Origin of the sequence: Phytohabitans rumicis (genome assembly GCF_011764445.1) — a bacterium.
In the GTDB taxonomy this organism is placed as follows: domain Bacteria; phylum Actinomycetota; class Actinomycetes; order Mycobacteriales; family Micromonosporaceae; genus Phytohabitans; species Phytohabitans rumicis.
The window spans coordinates 3,524,219-3,550,370 of the sequence record NZ_BLPG01000001.1 but is presented as its reverse complement, the minus strand read 5'-3'; the positions used below and the strand labels follow the sequence as shown (position 1 = coordinate 3,550,370).

Here is a 26,152-nt window from a genome sequence, read left to right as displayed (position 1 = left end):
AGATCAAAGCACGGCCATATGCCCTTGATCGACGCAGGAAGAGGCGCAGAAAAGGGCTAGATGAGCCATTCGGGGCCGGCGGGGGTGTCGCGGAGTTCTACGCCGGCGGTGGTCAGGCGGTGGCGGATGCGGTCGGAGGTGGCCCAGTCGCGGTTGGCGCGGGCTTCTGCGCGGATCTCCAGCAGCAGGGAGACGTACGGGTCGAGGACGTCGCGGGGGTCGCGGGCGCCCGCCTCGGCCAGCTCGCCGAGGCGTACGACCATCGAGCGGAGCAGCGCGCGGGCCTGTTCGCCCTCGTCGGAGATGTTGGTGTCGGCGGACCAGTCGACGATGACCTGTTCGAGTTCGAGGATCGCCTTGACGCAGCCGTCGACGTCCCGCCCGGCGAGGGCCGCCGCGAACCGGGCGTCGAGCGCGTCGGCGGCTGCCAGCAAGGATGCGGGCGGGGCCGCCGGCTCATCCAGGACCACAGGAGCGGAGGCGGGAGCGGCACCACCAGAAGGGAGCGACGCGATGTCCAGCACCGAGCCCGCCGGGTGGACGACGCTGTCGCCGCGCTGGCGTACGGTCAGGGCGCCGTTGCCGAGCACCGACGCGGTCCGGGCGGTCAGGTCGAAGACGACGGCGGTGTGCTCGTCGACGCCGAGGATCACCGAGTCGGGCGGTAGTTCGGCCTCCATGGCGGTCAGCCGGCCCTCGCCGAGGTAGCAGTAGCGGGTGTCGTGGTGGCCGCCCTCGGCGTTGTCGTAGTGCGGAATGATCACGGTGGGAAAGCCGAGCACCGGGGAGACCAGGTCGAGCGCCGGCACCCAGTGCGGGTCGATGCCGGCCTTGTAGATCTCGTACACGGGGATGGCGTGGCTGCCGAGGGTGAGCGCGGCGGCGCTGGCGAAGCAGACCACGCCGCCGTCCCGCAGTTTGCCCGCGATCAGCTCCGGCACGGGGGTGTCCCGCCACTGCCGCAGGGTGTACGTCGGGCTGCCCGGACCGGCGAACACCCAGCCCGACTCGCGGAGCGTGGTGAGCGCCCGCTCCCGGGCGAGGGTGTCGGCGGGCGGCCGGCGCCAGGAGAGTACGTCGATCTGCCGGCCCACGCTCGTGGCGAAGTAGGTGACCGCCCGCGCGGAGATGTCGTCGGCGTTGGACTGGAAGCCGTACGGGGTGTCGAGGAGGATCGCCTTGCGGTCGCCGACCCGTTCCAGGATGGCCCGGTGCGGCTTGACCATGGTCGGGGCGGTCTCCCCCGAGCCCATGATCACCAGGAGACCGCGCATCGCCGGCTTGGTCGCGTGCGCAGCGGCGCCCGAAGGCGCCGCCTTCCCAGTGGCGGCGGGGTCCGCGGTCGGGTGCGGCTCGCGGCGCCGCTGGGAAGGCGGCGCCGCGCCGCTGCGCACGCTCACACGAGTTCCAACAGGTCGCGGGCCACCCGAAGCGGCTGCTGGGCGTGCAGGTCGTGGTCGCCGCCGGCGTACTCCTTGATCGTGGCGTGGGGCAACCCGGCGGCTGCGGCCTTGGCCAGGGAGGAATCGCCGGCCGGCATCAGCAGCACCGGCATCGAAAGGGCGGGGTAGAAGCGCTGCGGGGGGTTGTCCCACATGTCGCGGACGATGGCCATGTGCTGGGGGATCGGCAGCCGGCGGCTCACGGTGCCGTCGGGGGCGACGCGGAGGTTGGCGACGGTCGCCTCGACCGCGGCCGGCGACCAGTCGGGGTGCCCGTGGCGCAGGAAGCCGCGCAGCTGGTCGACGCGCAGCCGGCTGACGTCGGGCGGGCGCAGCGCGGTGGCACACGCCTCCCACGAGTCGAACCGCGAGCTGAGGTCGATCCACCCGCCGTCGACCAGGGCGAGCGCCGCGACCATCGCGGGGTGCTCGGCGGCGAGCCGGACCACGACGTTGCCGCCCCACGACTGGCCCGCGACGATCATGCTGGGCAGCCCCAGGAAGGTCGCGACCAGGGCCAGGTCGGCCGCGGCGGTCGCGGTGTCGAAGCCGGACTCCGGCAGGTCGGACTCGCCGTGGCCGCGCAGGTCCACGGCGTACGACGGGTGGCCGGCCCGGGACAGCTCGGCGGCCACCTCGTCCCACAGCAGGGCGTTGGAGGCCAGGCCGTGCACGAGCAGGAACGACGGGGCGCGGTCGCCGTCGTGGCGGCGTACCCGCAGGTGCACACCGTCCCCGACCGGTACACGAAGGTCCACGGGGATGAATCTATCCCGCCTCGCGCAGCAGGTGGGCGGCATCTTCGGGGCGGATGTCGTTGATGAAGACGCCCATGGCCGACTCGGATCCGGCCAGGTGCTTCAGTTTGTTCGCGGCCCGCCGGGTGCTGAAGATCTGCAGGTGCAGGTGGCTCACGTCGCGTCCCTCGTGGACCGGGGCCTGGTGCCACCCGGAGATGTACGGCATCTGTACGCCGAAGAGGCCGTCGAAGCGGCGCAGCACGTCGAGGTACAGCGGCCCGAACGCGTCGCGCTCGGCGTCGTCGAGCGACGGCAGGTCGGGCACCCGCCGGTGCGGGGCGATGTGCACCTCGAACGGCCACCGCGCCGCCACCGGGACGAAGGCGGTCCAGTGCTCGTTGGCCGCCACCACGCGTACCCCGGCGGCCCGCTCGCTGGCCAGCAGCTCCGAGAAGACCGGGCGCCCGCGGGCCGCCGCCAGCATCGCGCGGGTCCGCGGCGGGATGAACGGGTACGCGTAGATCTGGCCGTGCGGGTGGTGCAGCGTCACGCCGATCTCGACGCCCCGGTTCTCGAAGCAGAACACCTGCTCCACACCGGGCAGCGCGGACAGCTCGACGGTGCGGTCGATCTGCGCCTCCAGGACGGTGCGCACCCGCGACGGCGGCAGCGTGGCGAACGAGGCGTTGTGGTCGGACGTGAAGCAGACGACCTCGCAGCGCCCCAGCGCCGGGCGGGCCACCACGTCCGGTGGCAGGTCGACGGGGCGGTCGCTGAACGAGGGGAAGCGGTTCTCGAAGACCACCACGTCGTAGTCGGAGGCCGGGATCTCGGTCAGCCGGCCGTCCCGCGACGGGCACAGTGGACACTCGTCGGTGGGCGGCAGGTGGGTACGCGACTGCCGGTGGGCGGCGACCGCCACCCACTCGTCGACCAGCGCGTCGTACCGCAGCTCGGAGGCCGGCGGGGGCGGCGGAAGCTCCCGCTGGTCGACGATGTCGCGTACGGCGTCGTCGCGCTCGTCGAAGTAGATGAGCTGCCGGCCGTCGGCCAGGGCTAGGGAGACTCGCTTCAAGGAACAATCACCAACTCTGATACGTGCTCGGTCAGGGTCGCACGGGCGTCTTCGGACAGGCCGGCGTCGGTCACCACGACGTGCGCGTCGGCCAGGTGGGCGATGGACGAGATGCCGACCGTGCCCCACTTGGTGTGGTCGGCGAGCACGATGAAGCGTTCGGCGGCCGCCACCAGCGCGCGGTTGGTGTCGGCCTCCATCAGGTTGGGCGTGGTGAACCCGGCCCGGTCGCTCATCCCGTGTACGCCGAGGAAGAGCAGGTCCAGGTGCAGCGATCGGATCGCGGCGACGGCGACCGGGCCGACCAGCGCGTCCGAGGGGGTACGGACGCCGCCGGTCAGCACGACGGTCTGGTCGGGGCGACCGGCGCGGTAGAAGACGTCCGCGACGGGGATGGAGTTGGTCACCACGGTCAGGTCCGGCACGTCCACCAGGCGCTGGGCGAGCTCGGCCGTCGTCGTACCCGCGGAGAGGGCGACCGCGATGCCGGAGGTGACGAACTGCGCGGCCCGGGCCGCGATGGCGGTCTTCTCCACGCGCTGCCGGATGGACTTGGCCGCGAAGCCGGGCTCGTCGGTCGAGCCGGGCCGCATGGACGTGGCGCCGCCGTGCACCTTGGCGAGCAGGCCGCGGTCGGCGAGGGACTCCAGGTCGCGGCGGATCGTCATGTCGGAGACGCCGAACTCGGTGGCCAGGTCGGTGACCCGGACCCCGCCGGCGGCGCGTACCCGGTCGAGGATGGCGGCTTGGCGCTGCGGTGCGAGCATCATTCCTCCCGCAGGACGGCGACGCCGCCGGCCGGCAGCCGGCCGTCCCAGGCCGCGCCGGTCAACAGGTCGACGCCGGCGGCGTCGACCTGGGCGGCGGCGTCGCTGTGGTTCATGAGGAAAAGGTACGACCGGCCGTCCGCGTGCCGGCGGCGTACCGCTTCGACGCCATCCGGGACGAGCTTCGGATCCAGGAGGGTGGACAGGAACTCGCCGAGCACGTCGTCGAAGAGCCGGGTGCTGAGGTACCAGGCGGTGCCGCGCCGGGTGATGGCCGGGCCGCCGGCGACCGGGCCGTCGGCGTACCGCGCGACCACCTTGGCGCCCTCGGCCTCGATCGCCTCGGTCCAGGCGTAGCCGGTCCCGCCGTCGTCGAGCGTGACGAACCCGTTCGGCGGGTAGAACTCCTCGACGCGGATCCCGAGCAGCTCGGCGAGCGCACCGGGCAGCGGTGCGGGGTGCACCCGGTCGTGCTCGTCCACCAGCCCGCTGTACGGGCCGACGACGAGCGTGCCGCCGCCGTCCACATAGGACTGCAAGGCGGCGGCCGAGGGGAGCATGTAGAGCGCCGGCGCCACGACCAGCCGGTAGCCGGACAGGTCGGCGCCCGGGTGGGCGAGGTCGGCGGTGACGCCGAGCCGCCAGAGCGCGGCGTGCCAGCGCATGATCTCGCCGAACGCGTCCATGTCGGTGCTCGGCTGGTTGGGTGCCTCCTGCGCCCAGCCGCTCGGGTAGTCCAGCAGGACCGCCACGTCGGCGACCGTGCGCGAGCCGGCCACCTCGGCCAGCCGGCGCAGGTGGTCGCCGAGCTGGACGACCTCGCGCCAGATCTTCGAACGGGTGCCGGCGTGCGGCAGCATCGCCGAGTGCCACTTCTCCGACCCGGCCCGGCTGGCCCGCCACTGGAAGAACATCGCGCCGTCGGAGCCGCGGGCCACGTTGCCGAGGCTCTCCCGGATGAGCTGGCCGGGCGCCTTGGCGTGATTGCGCGGCTGCCAGTTGACCGCGCTGGTGGAGTGCTCCATCAGCAGCCAGGGGGCGCCGCCGCCGAGCGAGCGGCTCAGGTCGGCGGCGAACGCGGACTGGGCCGGCGCCTCGCGGGAGTCGGTGCCGACGAGGTAGTGGTCGTTGGAGACCAGCCGGTCCGGGCCGGTCAGCTCCCGGCCCCAGGCCCAGTAGTCCAGGTTGAAGCAGGCGCCGGTCATCAGGTTGGTGGTGATCGGTACGCCCGGGGAGAGCTTGTGCAGCAGGTCCCGCTCGGCGGTGAAGTTGGTCAGGTGCTCGTCCGAGCTGAACCGCTTGAAGTCCAGCAGCTGCGCCGGGTTCGACGAGGTGCTGGTCGCGCGGGGCGGCTGCACCTGGGCCCAGTCCGTGTACGTCTGCGACCAGAACGACGTGCCCCACGCCTCGTTGAGCGCGTCCAGGTCGCCGTACCGGGTGTGCAGCCAGTCGCGGAACGCCCCGGCGGTCACGTCGCAGTAGCAGTGCGCGTTGTGGCAGGCGTACTCGTTGTGGACGTGCCACATGGCCAGCGCCGGGTGGTCGTGGTAGCGCCGGGCGAGCTGCTCGGCCAGCCGGGTGGCGGCCTGCCGGTAGACCGGCGAGCTGGGACAGAACGTCTGCCGGCTGCCGTACGTGAGCCGGCGCCCGTCGGCGTCGACCGGCAAAATCTGCGGGTACGCGTGGGAGAGCCAGGCCGGCGGGGACGCCGTGGCCGTGGCGAGGTCGACGGCGACGCCCCCGGCGTGCAGGCCGTCCATGATGCGGTCCAGGCGGTCGAAGGCGTACCGCCCCTCGGCCGGCTCCAGCCAGGCCCAGGCGAACACGCCGACGGTGACCAGGTTGACGCCCGCCTCGCGCATCAGCGCGACGTCGTCGGCCCAGACGCTCTCCGGCCACTGCTCCGGGTTGTAGTCACCGCCATAACTCAACACGTACGAACAATACCGCACGCCTGGTAGGGCTAGACCAGGCCCGTTCGTACGGCGTACAGCGCCGCCTGGGTCCGGTCCTGCACGGCGAGCTTGCCCAGGATGGCGCTGACGTGCGTCTTGACCGTTTTCTCCGACAGCGCGAGGGTCCGCGCGATCTCCCGGTTGGAGCAGCCGCGGGCCACCTCGGCCAGCACCTCGCGCTCACGTGCGGTCAGCGGCGGTGTCGACGCGGGGGCGTTCCCGGCGGCCAGCAGGCGGGCCACGTCCGGGTGCAGCAGCACGTGGCCGGCGTGCACCGCGCGGACGGCCGCCGCCAGGGCCGGCGGGTCGATGTCCTTGTAGACGTACCCCGCGGCGCCGGCGCGCACCGCGGGCAGCACCGCGGTCGGCTCGGTGAAGCTGGTGATCACCAGCACCCGGGGCGGGTCGGCCAGCTCGCGCAGCCCGTGCAGCGCCGCCACCCCGTCCGCGCCCGGCATGCGCAGGTCGAGCAGGACCACGTCGGGGCGGAGCCGCTCGGCCTCGGTGACGCACGCCGCGCCGTCCGCGGCCTCACCCACCACCGCGATCCCGTCCTGCACGTCGAGGAAGGTGCGCAGCCCTTGCCGTACGACCGGGTGGTCGTCGACGACCAGCACGCGGATCGGCTCAGCCACCGGTCGGCACCTCCAGCCGTACGCTCGTGCCGGCACCGGGCGCCGAGGTGAGCTTCAACGCCGCGCCGACCGCCGCCGACCGTTCGCGCATGGAGGCCAGCCCGAGCCGCCGCGCCGCGAGGACTGGCGCGGCGGTGTCGAAGCCGCGGCCGTCGTCGTCCACCCGGAGCACCACCTTGCCGCCCTCCTGGCGCAGGTCCACCGACACCGTGGCCGCGTTGCCGTGGCGCAGCGCGTTGTGCAGGGCCTCCTGCGCGATCCGGTACGCCGCCTCCTCCCGCGCGGCCGTCAGCCGGGGGATGGGCGCGCCGGTGAAGCGGACGTCGGCGGCGTGCACCCGGTCGAGCAGCTCGACCTGCTTGCGCAGCGCCACGTCCAGCCCGTCGCCGGCCAGGTCGACCGGGCGCAGTCCGACCACAATGGAACGCAGCTCGTCCGCGGCGTCGGCGGCGAGCCGCCGTACCGTGTCCAGTTGCTCTGCGGCCGACGCCGGATCGCGGGCGGCGAGCGTCGCGGCGGCGTCGGCGGTCAGCCGCAGGCTGAAGAGCTTCTGGGTGACCGCGTCGTGCAGCTCCCGGGCGATGCGGTTGCGTTCCTCCACGATGGACAGTTCCCGGCTGCGCTCGTAGAGGCGCGCGTTGACGAGCGCGATCGCGGCGTGCGCCGCCAGCAGCCGCAGTAGGTCCTCGTCCTCGGAGGTGAAGCCACCCGGCTCGGTCTTGTTGGCCAGGAAGATCTCGCCGAGGATCTCGTCGCCGTCGGCGATCGGCATGCCGAGGAAGTCGGTCAGCACCGGATGCGCCTTCGGCCACCAGCCGAAGTGCGGGTGCTGGCGGATGTCCGCCATCCGCACGGCCTCCGGCGAGCAGAGCATCTCCCCGAGTACGCCGTGCTGGCGCGGCAGCGGACCGATCGCGCTCCACTCCTCGTCGCTGACCCCGTCGGCGAGGAACTCGGCGAACCCGCCGTCGCGGTCCGGCACCCCGAGCGCGGCGTACCGGGCCTTGAGGAGCCGGCGCGCCGAGGTCAGGATCGTCTGGAGCACCTCGCGCACGGACAGGTGGGCGGTGACGGCCAGCACGGCCGCGCTCACCTCGCGCAGCTCACCGCGATCGCACACACCCTCAGGCTACCCACGGTGACGCGGTAACGGATCGGGCGCAGGTCCTAGGTCCAAAGACCGAGGACGGGCGGGGCCGGGGCCCGATGGCGGCGCGCCCGCGGCTACCTAGCGTCGAAGACATGCCTGTAGCAATCATCACCGGCGCTTCCCGAGGGCTCGGCCGGGCGCTGGCCCACGGCCTGGCCGGAGCCGGTTGGCGCGTCGTCGTGGACGCCCGGAACGCGGCGGCGCTGACCTTCTCCACGCCGGCCATCACCGCGCTGGCCGGCGACGTCACCGACCCGCGCACCGGGTGGCGCTGGTCGCCGCCGCCGACCGGCTCGGCGGCGCCGATCTGCTGGTCAACAACGCCGGCATCCTCGGACCCAGCCCGCAGCCGCGGCTCGCCGACTACCCGCTCGACGCGCTCCGCGAGGTGTACGAGGTGAACGTCTTCGCCCCGCTCGCGCTCACCCAGCTGGCCCTGCCCGGCCTGCGCGCGCGCAAGGGCGCCGTCGTCACCGTCACCTCCGACGCGGCCATCGAGGGGTACGCCGGATGGGGCGGCTACGGCTCCGCGAAGGCGGCCGCCGAGCAGGCCAGCCGGGTGCTGGCCGAGGAGGAACCGGCCCTGCGGGTCTGGTGGGTCGACCCGGGCGACCTGCGCACGCGGATGCACCAGGAGGCGTTTCCCGGCGAGGACATCAGCGACCGGCCGGAGCCGGAGACGGTGGTGCCGGCGTTCCGGCACCTGGTGCAGACCCGCCCGCCCTCGGGCCGGATCCGGCTGGGCGACCTGCTCGTGACGGCACCATGACGGTGCCCACCTTCACGCTCCCGCCCGAGTTGGAGGCGCACGAGCCGCCGGAGGCGCGCGGTTTGGCCCGGGACGGCGTCCGGCTCCTGCTGGGCCACGTGAAGGGCGGCGAGATCGGGCACCACCGCTTCACCGACCTGCCGCGGCTGCTCCGCCCGGGGGACGTGGTCGTGGTCAACACCTCGGCCACGCTCCCCGCGGCGGTGCCGGTGGTGGGCGCCGGGCTGATGGTGCACTTCTCTACCCAGCTAGCCACGGGGGAGTGGCTGGTGGAGTTGCGGGAGTTGGCGGGCAAGGCGACCCGGCCGTACGACGGGGGCGTCGCCGGGCAGCGGTATCCGTTGCCCGGCGGCGGGTCGGTCCGGCTGCGCGCGCCGTACTCCCGGGGTCGCTTGTGGACAGCCGTCATGGATTTCGAGGTGCTGCCGTACCTGCGACGGCACGGCCAGCCCATCCGGTACTCGTACGTGCCGCGCCAGTGGCCGCTGGCGTACTACCAGACGGTGTTCGCGCGGGCGCCGGGCAGCGCGGAGATGCCGAGCGCGGGCCGGCCGTTCAGCGACCGCGTCGTCACCCAGCTCAACGCCGCCGGGGTGCTGCTGGTCCCGGTACTCCTGCACACGGGTGTCGCGTCCCCGGAGGCGCACGAACGGCCGTACCCGGAGCGGTTTTGGGTGTCCGCGAGCACCGCGCGGGTCGTCACCCAGGCCCGCGCGGCGGGTGGTCGCGTGATCGCGGTCGGCACGACCGCGGTGCGCGCCCTGGAGAGCGCGGTGAACGCGGACGGCGATGTGGTGGAGGCCAGCGGCTGGACCGACCTGGTGGTCACGCCCGAGCGCGGCGTACGGGTGGTGGACGGCCTGCTGACCGGCTTTCACGAGCCGCGCGCCTCACACCTCGATCTACTTGAGACGGTCGCCGGCCGCCCGCTGCTGGATCGCATGTACGAGTCGGCTATCGCCGAGCGCTACCTCTGGCACGAGTTCGGCGACGTAAACCTCATCCTCCCGTGAGGTGTTAGGAGGGGACCCTTGCTATGCAAAAAGCGATAACAAGGTGCCCTTCCTTGCAGCTAGATGCCGCGGCCGCGGCGGTGGAGCGCGGACAGGACCTGGTCGACGCGGACCGTGCGCGATAGCGCCGCCAGGGCGATCGCGGCCCGCGGTTCCTTCCAGTTCGCGCGGACCGCCTCCCGGGTCCAGCGCCAGGCGTCGGCCCGGTTGCCGCTGGCGGCCGACCAACAGGCGAGCTGGCCGTAGACCCGGGCGGCGCCGGGCGGGCAGCCGTGGATCTCCGGGTGCCGGGCCATCATCCAGCGCAGCGAGGAGATCTTCGTGGCGTACTCGTACGCGTAGTGCGATGTCCGTCCCCAGAGGACGCGGACGAGCGGCTGGTCGACGTGGACGATCGGTGCCCGGCGGGCGGCCCGGAAGAGCAGGTCCCAGTCCTCGTTCTGGCTGCCGGGCGCGTCCTCGGCCACGAGGCCCAACCGCGACGAGTCGGTCAACGCCGTACGCCGGATCAGGAAGCTCGACGAGTGCAACATCGCCATCCGGGAGCGGGCGAGCTGCTCCACGGTCACCCGGTCGCAGCCGGCGAGCCGGGGCGTGCGCCGGTCCCGGTACTCCACCTCGATGGCGCAGGTGGCGAAGTCGCCGTCGCCGAGGGCGGCCACCTGCCGGCTCAGCTTGTCCGGCGCCCACTGGTCGTCGTCGTCGCAGAACGCCACCAGGTCGCTGTCCAGCGCCAGGATCCCGGTGTTGCGGGCCCCGCCAGCCCGGGGGTACGCCAGTTGGCGACCACCATCACCGGCACGCCCGCGGTGGTGGCGAGCAGGTAGTCCGGGTCGCACTGGTCGAAGACCACGACCACCCGCACCGGGCCCGGGTAGTCCTGCTCGCGGATGCCCGCAGGGCGCGGCGGAGCAGGTGGGGGCGGTCTCTGGTGGGGACGACGACGCCCACCGAGGGCGTCATCGCGAACTCCGTAACGGGTAGCCGTACGCGCGCAGGAGCGGGGCGCACACCGTACCGACCAGGCGGCGCTGGGCCGGCGGCAGCGCGCTGCGCCACACGTCGTCCCGGCGCAGCGGCACCCGCCCAACGGTGAACCGCATCGGGTTGCCGGCGGCGCTGTGTCCGGGCTTGAGGACCGCGTCGTCGCCGTCGAGAAAGTCCAGATCCGCGTCCGACACGTCCAGCCCGGCGAACTCGGCCAGCTCCGTCAAGGCCCGGCGGGGCTGGGCGACGAACTGTTCGTACCGGATCCGCCGCACCGGCACGCCGCGCCGGGCCAGCAGCCCGAACGCGGCGTTGTGGGCGTTCCACAGCAGGGCGGAGCGGGCGGGGAGTAGCGGGTCATCTCCGCGTCGCCGTCGGCCTCCGGGCGGACGACGGTCTTCGTCCAGGAGTACGCCACGCCGCGTGCGTCCCGTACGACGTGCACGACGCGCAGGTCGAGCCCGGGCACCCAGCGCAGGCAGTGGGCCAGCGCGCTGTGCTTGGACGAGTCGATCACCACGCTGGCGCCGGACACCCTGGCGGCCGCCTCGTAGATCGCGGCGTAGTACCCGGCGTACTCCTCGATCAGCGCCACGTGCTCCTCGGGGAGCCGGTTGGCCGCGAGCCGGGGATGTACCGGGTGCGCTCGACGGCGCCCTGCAGGGCCAGCACCCGGTAGACGTCGACCTGGTGCCAGCCGCCGAACGCCAACTCGCCGACCGTGTCCCAGAAGTCGCACGCCGAGAACCGCGCGCCGCAGCCGCAGCGCTCGTCGTCGCGGACGTCCCGCTGCCAGAGGTGGACGACCTCGCCCAGCGCGCAGCATCCGGGTAGCTCGCCGAGCAGCCGTTCGACCAGCGTGGTCCCGCTTCGTCCGAGACCGCCCAGAAAAAGCACGCTTGACACTTTCCCCACCTTCGCTCGTTCTGTCCTAATAACGAACGATCAAGTCATAGGGCGGCTATGTCGGAGCGAATAGTGCTGGATGGGATCGCCGTCGACGCCGTCACCGAGGAGCAGGTGGTCGCGGCGGTTCGGTCGGCGCTGGACCGCGGCGAGGGCGGCCGCATCGTCACCCCGAACGTCGACATCCTGCGCCAGGCCCGCGTGGACCCCGAGGTGCGGGCGTACCTCGACGACGCCACCCTGGTCGTCGCCGACGGCACGCCGCTGGTGTGGGCCAGCCGCCTCGCCGGCACGCCGCTGCCCGCCCGGGTCACCGGCTCCGACCTCATCTGGTCGCTGTCGGCCGGCCTGGGCCAGGACGGCAGGTCGGTGTACCTGCTCGGCGGCGAGCCCGCCGACCCGGGCTGGGTGGACGGCGCGGGCCGGGCCGCCGGGCGGTTGGCCGCCGCCAGCCCCGGCCTGCACGTCGCCGGCTGGCGCAGCCCCGAGTACGGCTTCGAGCAGGACGAGTACGCGCTGTACTCGGTGTGCCGCGAGGTGATCGAGGCCAAGCCCGACCTCGTGTACGTCGGGGTCGGCTTCCCCAAGCAGGAGTGGCTCGTCTCGGTGCTGCGCGCCGAACTGCCGTTCAGTTGGTTCCTCGGCTGCGGGGCGGCGATCAACTTCGTGGCCGGCGACCAGGAGCGGGCGCCGGAGTGGATGCAGCGCTCCGGGCTGGAGTGGGCACACCGCCTCAGCCACGAACCGCGCCGCCTCGCCGGCCGCTACCTGCGCCACGACGCCCCGTACGCCCTCCGCCTCCTCGCCCTCAACGCCGTCCGCGGACGTTGAACCACGGGTCCCGGGCCAGCTCCACGAAGGCGGCTAGCGCCGGCGGGTCGTCCGCCAGCCGGAACTGCTGCTTCGGCCCGTTCCCGTCCGGGTTGGACTCGAAGTAGGAAACCGCCCGGATCTGCGGGTTGGCCTTGAAGAGCCGGGCCGCGTCGCGCAGCCACTGCGCGCGCGGCGCCGAGCCCCACTCCCGGGCCACCCCGAACTCTCCGACCACGATCGGCTTGGGTCGCCCGGCCGCCCACCGCAGGAATGGCGCCATCAGCTCCCCGATCGGCCGGAAGTCGCTGCCGGCGTACACGTCCACGCAGGTCCAGTCGACCGCGTCGTCGCCGGGGTAGAACGACGGCGCGTCCCCGCGTGCGAAGCCCTCCGCGGTCGGGCACCAGACCCAGGCCGCGTTGCGCACCCGCTCCTGCGCGAAGACGCGCCGGACGTACCGCCAGGCCGCGATGAAATCCTCCGCCGACCACATCGTCGCGCGCAGGTTGGGCCGGTCCATCTCCCACCGGAAGCGCAGCAGGATCGGTGCGCCGATCGCCCGTACCCGCCGGGCCTGCGCCCGGATGAGCTCGTCGTGCCGCCCCGAGGTGATCGATCGGGTGTCGCCCGAGGCCCAGCTCAGCATGATGGTCAGGCCCTGCCGTACGAATTCCCGGTCCGACTCGGTGCCGAAGTCCTCGTCGAACCGCCGGTACGTGTTGACGATGTCCAGCCGCCGCCCCAGGCTCACCTGCCACCCGTCGATCGCGGCCAGCCGCCCCGGCTGCCCGTAGCTCTCCGGCCTCACCCACGCCCCCAGCAGCGCCCCGCGCTTCGGCACCTGCACCGGCCCGGCTGGGAGGGGCCCAGCGTGGGTCGCCACCGGCCCGGAGGGGCGCCAGGGGGCCCTTCCGGGGCCGCTGTCGACCCACACCCCACCAGCGCGATGACCGCGACGGCCACGCAGAGTCGATCAGGGAGTTTGTTGCGCGGCGCGCCGACGACACGCCGAACAAAGTCCCTGATCAACGCGGCGTCCGGAGGCCGACCAGCGCCAGCGTCCGCCGGAGGCGGTAGGCGCCGAAGGCGTAGGCCGCCGCGCAGAGCACGGCCGCGGCCACCGGGCCGGCCGCCGGCACAAGAAGCTGCGGGAGTACGCCGAAGCACGTGAACGCCAGCGCGGCGGCGGCCACGGTGCCCGGTCCGAAGGGGTGCAGTCCGACGGCCCGGCCCACCTGGATGAGCGGCACGATGTTGTTGAGCAGCACGGCGACGGCCAGGCCGATGGCCGCCCCGAGCGCGCCGTAGCGGGGGATGAGCGCCAGGTCCACGAGCACCATGGCCGCGAGCGCGGCGAGGACGTTGGCGAGGTTCCAGCGGGTGCGGCCGGCCATCGACAGCACCACGTCGACCATGCCGCACCCGGTGGCCACCAGCATCGCGCTGGCCAGCACGACGACGATCGGGCCGGCGTGGCGGTAGTGGTCGCCGAAGAGCCCGAGGTACAGCGGCGCGTACGTGTTGACCGTCAGGTGGAGCGGCCAGGTGAGCAGCACCAGCCAGCCGGTCGCGGTCTGGTAGAGGGCGTTGGCGGTACGCCGGTCCCCGGTGGCCAGCGCCTCGGCCAGCCGGGGCTGGACGCTCTGCGTGATGCCCTGGTTGGCGAACTGCCCGAGCACCACGAACCGGCTCGCCACCGCGTACGTGGCGGCCGCCGCGAGCCCGCCGAGGCCGGCCACGAGCAGCACGTCGACCCGCTGGAGGGCGAGCTGGGCGACGCTGGCGACGGCGCGCGGCCCGGTGAACCGCCAGAACCCCGCCCGCAGCGCCAGGTACGTCTTCTGCCCGGGCCGGCGGGCCGCCAGCGGGACCGGCCCCGACTCGTACGCCTGGCGCAGCGCGTACGCGGCGAGCAGGGCGACCGGGAGGTACGGCGCCGCCCAGGCCACCGCGTACGCCATCGGGGACCGCACCCCGCCGATGGCCAGTGCCGCGACCGCGGTGAGCTGCATCGCCGGCCGGAGGATCCGGTCGAGGCGCACGGTCGGTCCGATCAGCCGGTAGCCGCGGGTGGCGGCGAGCGCGGCGTCGGAGAAGGCGGCCAGCGGCAGGAAGAGCCCGAGCGTGTCCAGCGGTGCCGGCGCGGCGAACCACAGCACGACGGCGAGCGCGGTGGCCGCGACGGCGACCGGGGTCAGCCCGATCCGCAGGCAGGCGCCCAGCAGGTGGGTCCGCTTCTGCGCCCGCAACCGTGCCAGCCAGTACACCAGTCCCGTCTGCGTGCCCAGCTTGACGACCCCGCCGGCCAGCACAAAAGCTCCGGTAGCCACAAACACCGCCCCGCCCCGGCCGGCGGCAACCCACGCGCGACCACCCAGGCGACCCCCACGCCCGCCGCCCCAGCGATACCCGCCCCAAGAACCCCCAGCACCGAAGTCTTCCGATGATCAGGGAGTACGTCGTGCGTTTCGCGGTGCGTCGAGGGAGCTATTCCCTGATCAACGCTCATGACCGGCCCCACCCAGGGTGACCACCCAGCCAGGTCGCTAGGGCGGCGTCCCAGTCGGCGTAGTGCGCGCGCAGGTCACGGCGCACGGCCTCGTCCATCGCGCCGGGGCGGGGCCGGGCGTTGTGGCGGGCGAAGACCGGGGGTCGAACGGGGGAGGTCGAGGAAGTCGAGGACCTCGGCGTAGACGCTGGACGGGTCGGTGAAGAAGCGCTCGCTCTCCACCACCAGGATCCGCTCCCGGCCGACCCGCTGGGCCATCTCGGCGAGGTACCGGGCGTACTCGCCGCGCGCCCGGTAGGCGTGGTGCTGGTGGGCGAAGCTGTAGTACGTCGGATCGGCGAGGAGTCGCTCCTCCTGCCCGCGGAGCCGGTCCGGCTCCAGCGCGAGGACCTTGGCGAACGACGGCTCCGACTCGAAGCCGCGCGCCAGCTCGTGGGCGTGGTGGGAGTACGCCCGCTCGACCGGGTCGCGGACCAGCACCACCAGCCGTACGGTGGGCAGGTCGCGGGCGATCCGGGCCACCGCGTGCGGGTGGTACATATAGTACGGGCTGGACTCGAACGTCTGCGCCGGTACGCCGTACCGCTGCTCGACCTTCATGGCGGTGCGCTGCAGCGGGAAGTGGCCGCGATACCACGCCATTCCCCGGTGGTACGACGTGTCGAAGTAGTGCACGCCCTTGTGCAGTACGGCCTTGAGCACCACCGGGTGCGCGGAGAGCGCCCGGTAGAGCGAGGTCGTGCCGCACCGCTGGCCGCCGCAGATCAGAAACGACGGCAGCATGCGGGCGGGCGCGGTGATCCGGCCGTACGAGCGGGATCCGAAGTGGACGATCCGCTTGACCGGGGCGGGAACCCGCTCTCTCATAGCGCCTCCACGCGGCGGACGAGGACCGGCAGGAGCCAGGTGCCGAGCACGCCCAGCCGGGCGCCGGCCTCGGCCTGCCGGTCGGCGAGGTAGCGGGCGGCGAGGTCGACCAGGTACAGCAGCGCGGTCAGGCGGGCCGCGTCCCCGGTCACCTCGAACGGCTCCAGCAGCGCCGGTGCCACGCCGAGCGTCGCCTCCACGGCCGCCTCGGCGTCCGATGTGGACTGGATGCGGCGCTGTAGCTCGTAGTGCACCGCGTCGAAGCCCAGCGGCACCCCGGTGGTGAACCGCTCCCAGTCCCACACCAGCAGGGTGTCGGCGAGCGAGGCCATGTTCCACGGGGCCCAGTCGCCGTGCCAGGCGCCGTACCGCAGGTCCACGTCGCTGGTGCGGTCCACCAGCGCCCGGGCGGCCGAGCCGAGCGCGGCGCCCTCCGGGCGGTCGGACACGGCGGCGAGGCGCTCGCGCAGCTCCGCCCAGTACGGGCTGGTGGCGAACCAGCTGCGGGAGATGCCGCAACTGCGGGCCACCTCGCGCATGGCGGCGCCGAGGCGGTCCGGGGCCAGCGGCGCCCGGGGCCGCCACACCGGCAGCGGCGACTGCACGAGCACCTGGTGCCCGCGCCACTCGCCGGAGTGCAGCACCCGGGGCACGGTCAGGCCGCGCAGGCCCACGTGGGACAGGGCGCTGAGCGCGGTGGTCTCGGCCCGGACCAGGCGGCGGGTCAGCGGGCCGGTGCCCATCTTGGCGAAGCCCAGCGTCTGCCCGTCCGGGGCGATCAGCTGTAGGACCGGCTTGCGGTTGGCCCGAGCCGGTCCGATGTGGACGCTGATGGAGAGGTCGGTGTCCAGCGCCGTACGCAGATAGCCGTCGATCGTCTCGCGGATCGGCCCGCGGACGCGTACCCGGTGGCGCAGGAGCACCGCCGAGGCGCCCGGCGTGCGGAGCGCGGCGACCACCGCGTCCCGCTTGAGGCGCGCGATCCGGGACTGCGGCTCGGCGTACCGGCGGACGGCGGCTGCGGCGATCCGGCGCGACCGGGTCGGCACGAGCAGGCGTGGCCGGCGCGCGTCGGGCACCACGACGTACTCGGTGACGAGCGGCGCGCGGCCGTTGGCGGCGGTCGTGCACGGCTCCGGATAGAGCAGCCGCAGCACGTCCTGCAGGTACTGGGCGCGCAGCGCCGCGTCGCCCGCGGTCAGCCGCGCGGGCGCGGTTCTAACGGGCAAGGGAACTCCTCCAGAGCAGCGCGTACGCGAGGAACATGAATGCGAGGGGCGTGACCAGCGCGTTGTACCAGAGCATCGCCGCGAAGCCGCCGAAGATCGCGCAGCCGCCGGCGATGCCGATCGGGCCGCGGTCGCGCCGGAAACGCCACAGCCCGTAGCCGAAGAAACCGAGGTACGCGCCGGCGCCGACCAGGCCGTGCGCGAAGATGAGCTGCCAGAACTGGCCGTTCCCGCCGACGGTGAAGTTGCCGCAGCGCTCGCACGCGGCGCTCTCGCCGACGGTGATGGAGTTGCGCCCGCCCATCGTCGTCCGGGTCGAGCCGAACCCGATGACCGGCGACTCGGCCATCCCGCTGACCGCGCGCTCCATCAGAAACGAGCGCACCCCGTTGGAGTGGCCGTCGTCGAGGCGGGCGCTGACGACGGTGCCGAGCGGGGTCAGCACGACCGCGGCGGCGAGGCCGGCGGCCGCCAGGCCCAGCCCGCCGATCGCCCAGGCCCGGCCGGCGAGGGCCAGCCGTACGGCCACGTAGGCGGCCGCGACGCCGAGGCCGATCCACAGGCCGCGGTTGAGGGAGTACACGACGGGGACGATGGACACCGCGAGGCACACCAGCGCGAAAGCCTTGGCCCGGTGGCTCTTCGCGAACCCCCAGGCCCACGCGACGAACCACACCACCAGCAGGCAGAAGTTGTTGCCCCAGGTGTTGGTGTAGCCCCACGGGGCGGCCGGGCGTGGGTGGGCGTCCCGGACCACGTCCATGATCTGCGCCGCGTACGGGTGCACCAGCGACTGCACGAAGCCCTTGTTACGGACGCGCGGCGGCAGCAGCAGCTCCACCGGGGACGTGAACTCGAAGTGGCCGGTGACCACGCCGAGCAGCCCGCCGGCCACGGTCACCACGAAGAGCCAGGCGAGCAGCCGTACCAGCCGGCGGCGGGACAGCTCGGCCTCGGTGAGGTTGCCGGCGTAGACCAGCAGCACGGTCAGCGCGACGTACTGGACGAGGCGGTAGCCCACCCCCAGCAGCCGGCCGCTGGCGTGCCCGTCGACCGCGCCGACCGGTTCGGCGTCCAGCGCCGCGACGCCGATGAGGAGCACGACCAGAAACAGCGCCCACAGCGCGAAGCCGGGCGGTAGGCGTACCGGCCGGCCGCTCAAGTGGGCGCGCAGCAGGGCGGCGGCCATCGGCACCGCGGCGATCGGGAAGATGAGCACGCCCAGCCCGAGCATCCACCACAGTGGATAGAGGAGCAGCACGCCGGCGAGCGGCCAGGCCGGCAGCCCCCGCACAGCAGGCGGGCGCGGTGGGGCGGGCGCGATCGTCATCGTCGCGGGCGCGCGGTCTTGGGCACGCGGATCACGGCGGTGGAGGAGTTCAGGTCCACCTCGGCCAGGCCGGCGGAGCTGAGGTCGGCCGGCTCAGGGCCGGCCGGCAGCGCCGGGATGAGCGCGGTGTCGGCCAGCGCCGCCGGCTCCGGCTCGGCCGCCGGGGCAGCAGCCGGGGTACGACGACCGCGCCCAGCAGCGGCGTGCCGACCCGGCGCAGCTGCTCGGCGGCGTCGGTCACCTCGGGACGGCGGGTGCGGCGCAGCTCGACCGCGATGATCGCCGCGTCGGCGAGGCTCGCCAGGCTCTGCGCGTCGGCACTGCTGGAGGTGGACGGCGCCTCGATCACGACGTACCCGGGTCGGGCACAAAGCAGGTCCAGCGCGTCGCGCAAGCCTTGCGACTGCATGAGCCCGGCGGCGCTGGCGGTCCCGCCGGCCGTCACGACGCGCAGCGACGGGATCCGCGGCGCTGGCTGGACGGCGGCCGCGAGCCCGACCCGGCCGGCGAGCACGTCGGACAGGCCCGGCGTGGCCGCGACGCCGAAGATCGGGGCGAGCGGCGCCGGCACGTGCGCGCCGACGAGGATCACGTCGCTGCCGGTACGCGCGAGCGCGGCGGCCAGGTTCGCGGCGACGAGCGTGGACGCGACGCCGCGGCTGGCCCCGGCCACCACGACGATCTTGTCGTCCGGCCCGAGGCTGGCCACCACCTCGTTGCGCAGCCGGTTGAACGTCCGGCCGCCGTCCTCGTACGGGTGCAGCACGTCGTCGAAGCGCGGCTGCTCGCGGTCGGTCAGCTCGGCGAGCACCGGTACGCGGCCGCGCCGGGCGACGTCCGCGGCGGTCCGTACGCGCCGGTCCAGCCGCTCCCGGAGCAGGCCCGCGGCCAGCCCGAGGAGCACGCCCAGCATCGCCCCGGTCGCGAGGTTGAGCACCCGGTCCGGCTTCGTCGGCGCCTCGGGCAGCCGGGCGTCGCTGATGATCTTTCCGCCGGTGACCGTGGCCGTGGTGAGGTCGTTCAGCTTGCCGCTGAGGTTGTTGAGCTGGTTCTGCGCGGTGGAGCGCTGGCTCTCCAGGTTGGGGCGCTGCGGGCTGCCGTCGGCGAGTCCGGCCAGCCGGCCGTTGACCCGGGACAGCGTGTCGCCGAGCTGCTTGACCTTGGTGTTGAGCGCGGCGATCTGGGCGTTCAGGTCGGCCTTCGCGCTCTCCTCCCGGTTGCGCAGGTACGCCTCGGCGAACGCGTGCGAGCCCGCCTGCGCGACGGCCGGGTCACTCGCGCCGTACGTCACGACCAGCACCGCGGTGTTGGCCGGCACCTCCGCGGTGACGTTGCGGGCCAGCTCGTCCGGGGCGACGCCGGTGCGCAGCAGTTCGGCGGCGCCGGCCGCGACCGCGGTGGAGCGCACGAGCTGCGCCTCGGTGTCCAGGTTGATGTCGCCCTTGGTCCGCCCGCCGACCACGTTCGTGTCCTGCCCGGCCGGCTGCACGAGGACCGAGGTCGACGACTCGTAGAGCTTGGGCTGGACGGCGGTGACGAGGAGCGCGGCGCCGGCGCCCGCGACGGTGCAGAGGAGGACGACCCACCAGTGCCGGCGCAGCATGCCGAAGTAGTCGGATATGTCGGTCGAGGCGTCCATGGGTTGGGGCGGACCTTTCAGCGGGGGGTCTCGGTCTTGCTAACGGGCCGGTCCGGCCTGGGGTAACTCCCGTGATAAAGGGTGTAAATCCGGCGTAAGCCATATAGTGTAACTCCGGCACCAAAGGCCACAGCGGCTCGGGGGAGGTCTCCCATGTCCAGAGCGCGTGTCTTCGGCGCGACCGGAATCGCGGTCGGCGTTACGGCCTTCGCCGTGCTGATCGGTTATCTCGGCGGCTCACTCGGCACCGCACCGGATCAACGGATCGCGGCCGCCGAGGACACGTACGCGAACACCGCCGACCCGCACCGCACCGGCGGCGACCGCACCGAGCTGGTCGCCGGTGGCATGGGCGGCGGCGCTGCGATCACGTACCTGAAGTTCACGGTGAGCGGGCTGCGCGGCGGCAAACCGCCGGCGCGGGCCGAGGTGCGGCTCAGCCGCCTCGGCGGCGCGCTGCCCGCGCGCATCGAGCTCACCCACGTGCCCGCGACCGGCTGGCGGGAAGCCAGTCTCAACGCGCGGTCCGCGCCGCGCCTCGGCACCGTCGTCGCGAGCGCGCATCCGCGGGAGTACGACGAGAGCGTGCTGTTCGACGTCAGCCGGGTGATCCGGCACGAGGGCACCTACTCGTTCGCGGTGACCACGCCGGCCGGCGACGGATACGCCACGTTCTGGGCGAAGGACGGGGTGCCGCCGATCGACGGGCTCTTCAAGCCGACGCTCTGGCTGTCGTGGATGGGACGGCTGCTTCCGTCCGAGAGCCCTGCTGAGTCGGAGTCACCGTCACCGTCTGTGTCTGTGTCTCCGTCGGAATCGCCGTCTCCCGCTGACTCGCCATCGCCATCGCCATCCTTGTCCCCGTCGGAGTCGCCTTCGCCTTCTCCGTCCGACCCGCCTTCGCCTTCTCCGTCTGAATCTCCCTCTGAGTCGCCATCCGAGTCGCCATCTGAGTCGCCGACGCCCACGCCCAGCCCGTCTGACGACCCGGATCCCGAGTGCGTCACCGGCGAGCGGCTCGTCCCCACCTGCGGGGTGCTGTGGGGCGTGGCGCCCGGCGCGCACACCGACACCCCGCGGGACCAGGCGCTGGTGGACTTCGAGGAGAAGACCGGCCGGACGCAGTCGGTCTACCACGCGTACCACCGCGGCACCGAGATCTTCCCGACCGCGAAGGAGCTGGAGATCGCCCGCGAGCGGGTCCTCTTCCTCAACTGGAAGCCGCGCGGCGCCACCTGGGCCGAGATCGCCCGGGGCGACCCGGCGACCGAGGCGTACCTGGACCGGCTGGCCGCCCACATGAAGAGCACGGTCACCGCGCCGTTCTTCTTCGCCGTACACCATGAGCCGGAGAACGACGTCGACCCGCGCCCCGGTTCCGGCTACACAGCGGAGGACTACGCGGCGATGGTCCGGCACGCGGTGACCGGGCTGCGGGAGCGGGGCGTCACCACGATCGTGTCGGTCATGGTCTACATGGCGTACGTGCCGCTCAACACCCAGCCGTGGTTCGAGCGCCTGTACCCGGGCGACGACGTCATCGACTGGGTGGGCTGGGACGCGTACGCCTACAGCGAGCCCGGCGGGTACGGCCACGGCGACTTCGCCGAGATGATGAACCGCCAGTCGAGCAACAAGCCGACGTGGCCCGGGTTCTACAACTGGGCCGCCGAGCGGCACCCGGACAAGCCGCTGATGGTGGGCGAGTGGGGCGTCTGGCACGCGCCCGCCAACCCCGGCCACATGGCGTACTTCTACGGCTCGGTGGGCAAGCAGATGCAGCTCTTCCCGCGGGTCAAGGCGATGGTCTACTTCGACACGCCGCACGACCAGAAGGGCCGCGACTCGCGGGTGGACCGTACGCCGGACGGGCTGACCGCGTACCGGGAGCTAGGGCTGGACCGGACCTTCCAGGTGCGGATCACGCCGGCTGGAGGCGTGGCTCCACCCAGCCCGTCTCCGTGAGGTGGTGCATGACCGCATGCACCGCCTCGTCGATCGGCAGCTCGCTGGCGTCGATCACGAGGTCGGCGTTGGTCGGCTCCTCGTACGGGTCGTCCACCCCGGTCATCCCGGTGAGCTGACCGGCGCGGGCCTTGGCGTACAGGCCCTTGCGGTCGCGCTGCTCGCACACGGCGAGCGGCGTCGAGACGTACACCAGGATGAAGCCGGCGCCGGCGGCCTGCGCCATCGCGCGGGCGGTGGTGCGGGCCTTCTCGTACGGCGCGATGGGGCAGCAGAGCACCATCCCGCGGTGGCGGGCCACCTCGGCGGCCACCCAGCCGATCCGGCGCACGTTGGTGTCCCGGTCTTCCTTGCTGAAGCCGAGCCCCTTGGACAGTTCCCGGCGCACCACGTCGCCGTCGAGCAGGGTGACCGTGCGGTCGCCGCTCTCCCGCAGCGAGTCGGCCACGCCGCGGGCGATCGTCGACTTGCCCGAGCCGGACAGCCCGGTGAAGAACACGACGAGCCCGCGGTGGCGGCGCGGCGGGCGGGCCCGGGCCAGCTCCTTGGCGACCGCGGGCGGGGTGTGCCACTCGGGTAGCGGGAAGCCCCGGTCGAGCAGGTCGTCGATCTCTTGCGGGCTGAGCGCCAGCCGCCGGTTGCGCGGCGGGATGTCGTCGCGCCAGCGCCACTGGCCGTCCCGGTTGTCGTACGCCAACTCGCGGGGGACCAGCACGCGCGGCCCGCCGCCGGAGAGCATCTCGCCGGTGGAGAGTAGGTGGGTCACGCCGTACGCCGCGGCGACCTTGGCCCGCAGCAGCGCGTCGCGGATCTCGTCGCCACGCCGGATCAGCGGCACCGCGACCAGGGTGGCCGGGGCATCCGGTCGCGGGCGGCGAAGACGGCCCGTACCAGTACCTCCGGCGGCAGCCCGTCGGGGCCCGATTCGGCGACCGGGATGAGGATGAGCAGGTGCGCGGCCAGCGTGCGGGCGGCGTGCGCGATCTGCGCGAGCTGCGGGCGGTGCAGCGGCCGGTCGGCGACCACGCCGAGCACCCGGCCGGGCGGCAGCAGCGATCTGACCTCGTCGGGCGTGCGCCGCAACCGCTGGAACGGGCCGTGCCCGCCGTCGCCCAGCCGGCGCACGGCGCCGCCCACGCCGTACCGCCCCTCGCGGGTCGGCCAGGTGTCGGTCACGTCGACGGCGGCGACGGGCGCGCCTTCGGCGTCGGTGAGCACGAGCGCCCGGTGCAGCGGGTTGTCCAGCTCCAGGCCGCCGACCAGCTCACCGGGGATCTCCAGGGTCACCGGCACCGGCCACGGCGTGCCGTCGTCCAGGCGTCCGCGGCGGGTCAGGGCCGTGAGGTCGGCGCGGCCGAGAAAGCCCGTCAGCGGCGTGTACGCCCCGGACAGGAGCAGCTCGAGGTCAGCCAGCTCGTACGCGCGCGGCGTGTACGCCGGCGCGTCGCGCAGCACCTCGTCGGGCAGCACCCACCCGTTGCTCATCCCACCCCCAACAGCGAACTGGCTCACAGTTTCGCAGCCGCCCGCTTATCGGTCGAGAGTGCCACGGCTCTGCGGTGTCGGCTACCGGATCGCAGCGAAGATACCGGTTCGTGGCCACCGGCTGTGTCCCATCGACGAGCCTGCGGCCGGATCAATCCGCGAATGCGACCAAACTAACACTCAAGCACCGACCAAACTAACACGAGGGGTGCGACCAAATTAACACGTGGGTAGCGACCAAATTAACACGTGGGTAGCGACCAAACGAACATGCACGTGGCAGGATGGGTGCCATGGCAGGGTTGTCCTCGCCCATTGGCCGGCTCCTTGCGCGCCACGCGAGCACCGTCATCGAGGAGGCGCTCGGTGACACGCGCGTGGTGCTCGTCAACGGCGCGCGGCAGTGCGGAAAGAGCACGTTGGTGGCCCAGGTGGGCGCCGCGCGTGGTGCGCAGTGGCGCAGCCTGGACCGGGCCGCTACCCGGCAAGCGGCGGCGTTCGATCCGACCGAGTTCGTCGCCGCTGACGGCGTCATGGTGATCGACGAGGTTCAACGAGTCCCCGAGCTGCTGCTTGCCATCAAGGAGAGCGTGGACACGGACTCCCGGCCGGGTCGGTTCCTCCTGACGGGTTCCGCTCGCGTTCTCGGCCTGCGGGCACTGCCCGACGCCCTACCGGGACGGATGGAAACGATCGAGCTGTGGCCGCTTTCCCAGGGGGAGATCGACGACCGGCCGGACGGCTTCGTCGACGCGATCTTCCGGCTCGGGCCGGACCTGCGCCACGCGTCGCAGGAGAGCCGGTCCGGCTACGTCGATCGGATCGTCCGGGGCGGCTTTCCAGAGGCGGTCGCGCGCACCGGCGCGAGGCGGGAACGCTTCTTCGACTCCTATGTGGCCGACCTCATCAATCGTGACGTCATCCAGCTCTCGGAGATCGCGCGCGGTCCGGAGATGCGGGCGCTGACCCGCCTGGTCGCCGCGCGCTCGGGACAACTCCTGGTCCCCGGCACCTTGGCGAACGAGCTGGGCCTCTCGCAGCCGACCGTCCAGCGTTACCTCGGTTTGCTGGAGGAGGTCTTCCTCATCAAGCGAATCCCGGCCTGGTCACGAAACCTGAGCAGCCGCGCGACCGGCGCCGCGAAGGTGGCGATGGTCGACTCCGGGATCGCCGCGAACCTGCTCGGTCAGGACGCGGGCAGCCTTCGCCAACCGACCGGCCCACTGGGACCGCTGCTCGAAGGCTTCGTCGCGATGGAGATAGCGCGCCAGCTCACCTGGTCACGCGAGCGCGCCGAGTTGTATCACTACCGCACGAAGGACAAGGTCGAGGTCGATCTGGTCCTGGAGAACCGGCGCGGTCAGGTGGTGGCCATCGACGTGAAGGCCGCCGCCACCGTGCGCGCGGAGGACTTCCGCGGGCTCGGGCATCTGGCGGAGCGCCTCGGCGACGACCTGATCGCGGGCTTGGTGCTCTACACCGGCCAGCAGACGCTGCCGTTCGGCCCGCGCTTCCGCGCCATTCCGGTAAGCGCGCTCTGGGAGCTCCCCCCTCCGTGATCACGAGGGTGACAGGGTGGCGGCGCCGAAGGAGACGGAGAAGCGCTTGCACCAGATCGCGACGCTGCCGAGCCGTTCCAGATCGGTGCCGGCTGGGATGGCGTACGCCTGGTCGCCCTTGTTGCCCTTGAGTCGGCCCAGTTCGAGCCACTCGCCGTCGTCGAAGACGCGCCAGCCGGCGGTGCCCTTCTTGACCGGCTGGTCGGAGAGCCAGACGCGCAGGTCCGGGCCGTTGGAGGTGTCCAGGTCGACCAGTTCCAGCCGGTGCGAGCCGTCGGCGTTCCGGATCACCCGGGCGAGGCCGCTGGTGTCGTGCTCGTGGGTGATGAAGGCGCCCTGCCGTACCACTCGCGGCCCGTCCGGGGCCGGCGAGGTCGCGGCGACCACCAGGGTCTCGTTCACCTCCTTGTCGGTCACGAGCTTCCACGGCTGGAACCAGTACAGGCCGAACACTCCGCCGGCGGCCAGCACGGCCGCGGCGACGATCCAGGTCAGCGGGCGTCTCAACACGGTTCCAGTAGACCGCCTGCGGCCGGCGGAAACCCTTAGGAAACGGTGACGGCTACGGTCAGTATAGTGACCGTATGACGCAGCAAGATGACCGCTGGCTCGCCGGCGCGTACGTCGACCCCGAGGTGTATACCCTCCGGCCGGACTACCGGGCGCTCCTCATCCTCGCCGACGACCTCGTGCCCGGCCCGAGTGACGACGCGAGCGAAAAGCTGCTGCGCTCCGCGGAGGAGCGGGCCGTGCCGGACCACCCGCACGTCGAGGCGTGGCGGGACGCGTTCCGGGCGTTCGGCGCCAAGCCGCAGCGCACCCGCCCGAGCGTCGACGCCCTGCTGCGCCGCGTCCCGCAGGGGCTGCCGCGGGTGGACCGGCTCACCGACGCGTACAACGCGATCTCCGTCGAGCATGCCATCCCGATCGGCGGGGAGGACGTCGACCGCTACCACGGGCCGCTACGACTGGTACGCGCCAACGGAAGCGAGCCGTTCGACACCATTGTGGACGGCCAGCCGGCGGTCGAGCACCCGGCCGCGGGCGAGATGGTCTGGCGAGATGACGACGGGGTCACCTGCCGGCGCTGGAATTGGCGGCAGTGCCTACGTACCCGGATCGGAAGCACCACGACGCGGGCCGTCTTCGTGCTCGACGCCCTCGCACCGATGACCGACGCGGCCTTGGCCGCGGCCGGCGACGCGCTCGCCGAGGCGCTGCGGGCCACCAGCCCCGGCGTCCGCCTGACCCCGAGGACCCTAGGGGCCGGGCCAGGGTAACGCCGGATGCCCCAGGCAGCGGCTTGTTTCTACGCTG

24 protein-coding genes and 2 pseudogenes are annotated in these 26,152 nt (G+C 73.0%); 7 read left to right on the top strand and 19 right to left on the bottom strand.

Annotated features, from left to right (window positions below):
- Window positions 1-56: 56 nt before the first annotated feature.
- Genes Prum_RS15535 through Prum_RS15505 form a run of 7 tightly spaced genes read right to left on the bottom strand, consistent with a single transcriptional unit; the run spans window position 57 to window position 7,734 of the window.
- Entirely contained in the window at window positions 57-1,400 is a 1,344-nt protein-coding gene (locus tag Prum_RS15535) for a CysS/YqeB C-terminal domain-containing protein (protein ID WP_173077219.1), read from the bottom strand.
- Window positions 1,397-2,200: an alpha/beta fold hydrolase gene (locus tag Prum_RS15530; protein ID WP_173077218.1), complete on the bottom strand. Its 804-nt coding sequence runs from the start codon at window positions 2,198-2,200 to the stop codon at window positions 1,397-1,399. Before Prum_RS15530 ends, Prum_RS15535 begins: the two co-directional genes overlap by 4 nt.
- 10 nt (window positions 2,201-2,210) lie before the next feature.
- On the bottom strand, window positions 2,211-3,257 hold the full coding sequence (gene galT, locus Prum_RS15525; RefSeq protein ID WP_173077217.1) for a galactose-1-phosphate uridylyltransferase: 1,047 nt from the start codon (window positions 3,255-3,257) through the stop codon (window positions 2,211-2,213).
- Entirely contained in the window at window positions 3,254-4,024 is a 771-nt protein-coding gene (locus Prum_RS15520) for a DeoR/GlpR family DNA-binding transcription regulator (protein WP_173077216.1), read from the bottom strand. Before Prum_RS15520 ends, galT begins: the two co-directional genes overlap by 4 nt.
- Complete coding sequence (locus Prum_RS15515) at window positions 4,024-5,958, bottom strand: beta-galactosidase (RefSeq protein ID WP_246277913.1); 1,935 nt, start codon at window positions 5,956-5,958, stop codon at window positions 4,024-4,026. Before Prum_RS15515 ends, Prum_RS15520 begins: the two co-directional genes overlap by 1 nt.
- 29 nt (window positions 5,959-5,987) lie before the next feature.
- Window positions 5,988-6,614, bottom strand: a complete 627-nt coding sequence (locus Prum_RS15510; RefSeq protein ID WP_173077214.1) for a response regulator — start codon at window positions 6,612-6,614, stop codon at window positions 5,988-5,990.
- On the bottom strand, window positions 6,607-7,734 hold the full coding sequence (locus Prum_RS15505; RefSeq protein WP_218577259.1) for a GAF domain-containing sensor histidine kinase: 1,128 nt from the start codon (window positions 7,732-7,734) through the stop codon (window positions 6,607-6,609). Before Prum_RS15505 ends, Prum_RS15510 begins: the two co-directional genes overlap by 8 nt.
- Window positions 7,735-7,856: 122 nt before the next feature.
- Here Prum_RS15505 and Prum_RS53825 point away from each other — a divergent pair, with 122 nt between their 5' ends.
- The 3 genes from Prum_RS53825 to Prum_RS15495 are packed head-to-tail and all read left to right on the top strand — an operon-like array spanning window position 7,857 to window position 9,546.
- Window positions 7,857-8,165, top strand: a complete 309-nt coding sequence (locus Prum_RS53825; RefSeq protein WP_281368918.1) for an SDR family NAD(P)-dependent oxidoreductase — start codon at window positions 7,857-7,859, stop codon at window positions 8,163-8,165.
- On the top strand, window positions 8,072-8,533 hold the full coding sequence (locus tag Prum_RS15500; protein WP_281369126.1) for an SDR family NAD(P)-dependent oxidoreductase: 462 nt from the start codon (window positions 8,072-8,074) through the stop codon (window positions 8,531-8,533). Before Prum_RS53825 ends, Prum_RS15500 begins: the two co-directional genes overlap by 94 nt.
- Entirely contained in the window at window positions 8,530-9,546 is a 1,017-nt protein-coding gene (locus Prum_RS15495; RefSeq protein WP_173077213.1) for an S-adenosylmethionine:tRNA ribosyltransferase-isomerase, read from the top strand. Before Prum_RS15500 ends, Prum_RS15495 begins: the two co-directional genes overlap by 4 nt.
- Before the next feature lie 59 nt (window positions 9,547-9,605).
- Here the strand turns inward: Prum_RS15495 and Prum_RS15490 are convergent.
- The 4 genes and pseudogenes from Prum_RS15490 to Prum_RS51540 form a co-directional block, all read right to left on the bottom strand.
- Window positions 9,606-10,509 (bottom strand): annotated as a pseudogene (locus Prum_RS15490) (glycosyltransferase family 2 protein).
- Window positions 10,506-10,760, bottom strand: a complete 255-nt coding sequence (locus Prum_RS51550; RefSeq protein WP_246277912.1) for a hypothetical protein — start codon at window positions 10,758-10,760, stop codon at window positions 10,506-10,508. Before Prum_RS51550 ends, Prum_RS15490 begins: the two are co-directional and overlap by 4 nt.
- Window positions 10,757-11,128, bottom strand: a complete 372-nt coding sequence (locus Prum_RS51545; protein WP_246277911.1) for a hypothetical protein — start codon at window positions 11,126-11,128, stop codon at window positions 10,757-10,759. Before Prum_RS51545 ends, Prum_RS51550 begins: the two co-directional genes overlap by 4 nt.
- Entirely contained in the window at window positions 11,119-11,439 is a 321-nt protein-coding gene (locus Prum_RS51540; RefSeq protein WP_246277910.1) for a sulfotransferase, read from the bottom strand. Before Prum_RS51540 ends, Prum_RS51545 begins: the two co-directional genes overlap by 10 nt.
- A 72-nt stretch (window positions 11,440-11,511) precedes the next feature.
- On the opposite strand from Prum_RS51540, the gene Prum_RS15480 reads away from it, so the two are divergent.
- Window positions 11,512-12,270, top strand: coding sequence for a WecB/TagA/CpsF family glycosyltransferase (locus Prum_RS15480; protein ID WP_246277909.1), 759 nt, complete (start codon window positions 11,512-11,514; stop codon window positions 12,268-12,270).
- On the opposite strand, the gene Prum_RS15475 is transcribed toward Prum_RS15480, so the two are convergent.
- The 6 genes from Prum_RS15475 to Prum_RS15450 all read right to left on the bottom strand — a co-directional run bounded on the left by Prum_RS15475 (window position 12,248) and on the right by Prum_RS15450 (window position 19,826).
- Window positions 12,248-13,099 (bottom strand): glycosyl hydrolase, encoded by an 852-nt coding sequence (locus Prum_RS15475; protein WP_246277908.1) that lies wholly within the window; start codon window positions 13,097-13,099, stop codon window positions 12,248-12,250. The two genes, Prum_RS15480 and Prum_RS15475, sit on opposite strands and share 23 nt — an antisense overlap.
- A 178-nt stretch (window positions 13,100-13,277) precedes the next feature.
- Entirely contained in the window at window positions 13,278-14,582 is a 1,305-nt protein-coding gene (locus tag Prum_RS15470) for a lipopolysaccharide biosynthesis protein (RefSeq protein WP_246277907.1), read from the bottom strand.
- 254 nt (window positions 14,583-14,836) lie between these two features.
- Window positions 14,837-15,628, bottom strand: a complete 792-nt coding sequence (locus Prum_RS15465; RefSeq protein WP_308785356.1) for a sulfotransferase domain-containing protein — start codon at window positions 15,626-15,628, stop codon at window positions 14,837-14,839.
- A complete protein-coding gene (locus Prum_RS15460; protein WP_173077211.1) occupies window positions 15,625-16,857 on the bottom strand; it encodes a phosphotransferase in 1,233 nt (410 codons plus the stop codon). The genes Prum_RS15465 and Prum_RS15460 overlap by 4 nt, the downstream gene beginning before the upstream one ends.
- Entirely contained in the window at window positions 16,847-18,187 is a 1,341-nt protein-coding gene (locus Prum_RS15455) for an O-antigen ligase family protein (RefSeq protein ID WP_173077210.1), read from the bottom strand. Before Prum_RS15455 ends, Prum_RS15460 begins: the two co-directional genes overlap by 11 nt.
- 49 nt (window positions 18,188-18,236) lie before the next feature.
- Window positions 18,237-19,826 carry a Wzz/FepE/Etk N-terminal domain-containing protein gene (locus tag Prum_RS15450; RefSeq protein ID WP_173077209.1) on the bottom strand — a complete coding sequence of 530 codons (1,590 nt, stop codon included), beginning with the start codon at window positions 19,824-19,826 and terminating at the stop codon, window positions 18,237-18,239.
- Window positions 19,827-19,979: 153 nt separating this feature from the next.
- Between Prum_RS15450 and Prum_RS48830 the strand changes: the two genes are divergently transcribed.
- A complete protein-coding gene (locus tag Prum_RS48830; protein ID WP_178132653.1) occupies window positions 19,980-21,791 on the top strand; it encodes a CBM96 family carbohydrate-binding protein in 1,812 nt (603 codons plus the stop codon).
- Here Prum_RS48830 and cysC read toward each other — a convergent pair.
- Window positions 21,748-23,276 (bottom strand): annotated as a pseudogene (cysC, locus tag Prum_RS15440) (adenylyl-sulfate kinase). The gene Prum_RS48830 and the pseudogene cysC sit on opposite strands and share 44 nt — an antisense overlap.
- Window positions 23,277-23,590: 314 nt before the next feature.
- Between cysC and Prum_RS15435 the strand changes: the two are divergent.
- Entirely contained in the window at window positions 23,591-24,835 is a 1,245-nt protein-coding gene (locus tag Prum_RS15435; protein WP_173083782.1) for an ATP-binding protein, read from the top strand.
- Here Prum_RS15435 and Prum_RS15430 read toward each other — a convergent pair whose 3' ends face one another.
- Window positions 24,836-25,345 carry a DM13 domain-containing protein gene (locus tag Prum_RS15430; protein ID WP_173077208.1) on the bottom strand — a complete coding sequence of 170 codons (510 nt, stop codon included), beginning with the start codon at window positions 25,343-25,345 and terminating at the stop codon, window positions 24,836-24,838. It abuts the gene before it with no gap.
- 74 nt (window positions 25,346-25,419) lie between these two features.
- Between Prum_RS15430 and Prum_RS15425 the strand changes: the two genes are divergently transcribed.
- Window positions 25,420-26,115 (top strand): B3/B4 domain-containing protein, encoded by a 696-nt coding sequence (locus tag Prum_RS15425; RefSeq protein ID WP_173077207.1) that lies wholly within the window; start codon window positions 25,420-25,422, stop codon window positions 26,113-26,115.
- The last annotated feature ends 37 nt before the right edge of the window (window positions 26,116-26,152 follow it).

Excerpts from the sequence above, each read along its gene's own strand:
- Prum_RS15520 (WP_173077216.1), bottom strand. The coding sequence starts at position 4,024 with ATGCTCGCACCGCAGCGCCAAGCCGCCATCCTCGACCGGGTACGCGCC.
- Prum_RS53825 (WP_281368918.1), top strand. The coding sequence starts at position 7,857 with ATGCCTGTAGCAATCATCACCGGCGCTTCCCGAGGGCTCGGCCGGGCG.
- Prum_RS15495 (WP_173077213.1), top strand. The coding sequence starts at position 8,530 with ATGACGGTGCCCACCTTCACGCTCCCGCCCGAGTTGGAGGCGCACGAG.
- Prum_RS15465 (WP_308785356.1), bottom strand. The coding sequence starts at position 15,628 with ATGAGAGAGCGGGTTCCCGCCCCGGTCAAGCGGATCGTCCACTTCGGA.
- Prum_RS15455 (WP_173077210.1), bottom strand. The coding sequence starts at position 18,187 with ATGACGATCGCGCCCGCCCCACCGCGCCCGCCTGCTGTGCGGGGGCTG.
- Prum_RS15450 (WP_173077209.1), bottom strand. The coding sequence starts at position 19,826 with ATGGACGCCTCGACCGACATATCCGACTACTTCGGCATGCTGCGCCGG.
- Prum_RS48830 (WP_178132653.1), top strand. The coding sequence starts at position 19,980 with ATGTCCAGAGCGCGTGTCTTCGGCGCGACCGGAATCGCGGTCGGCGTT.
- Prum_RS15425 (WP_173077207.1), top strand. The coding sequence starts at position 25,420 with ATGACGCAGCAAGATGACCGCTGGCTCGCCGGCGCGTACGTCGACCCC.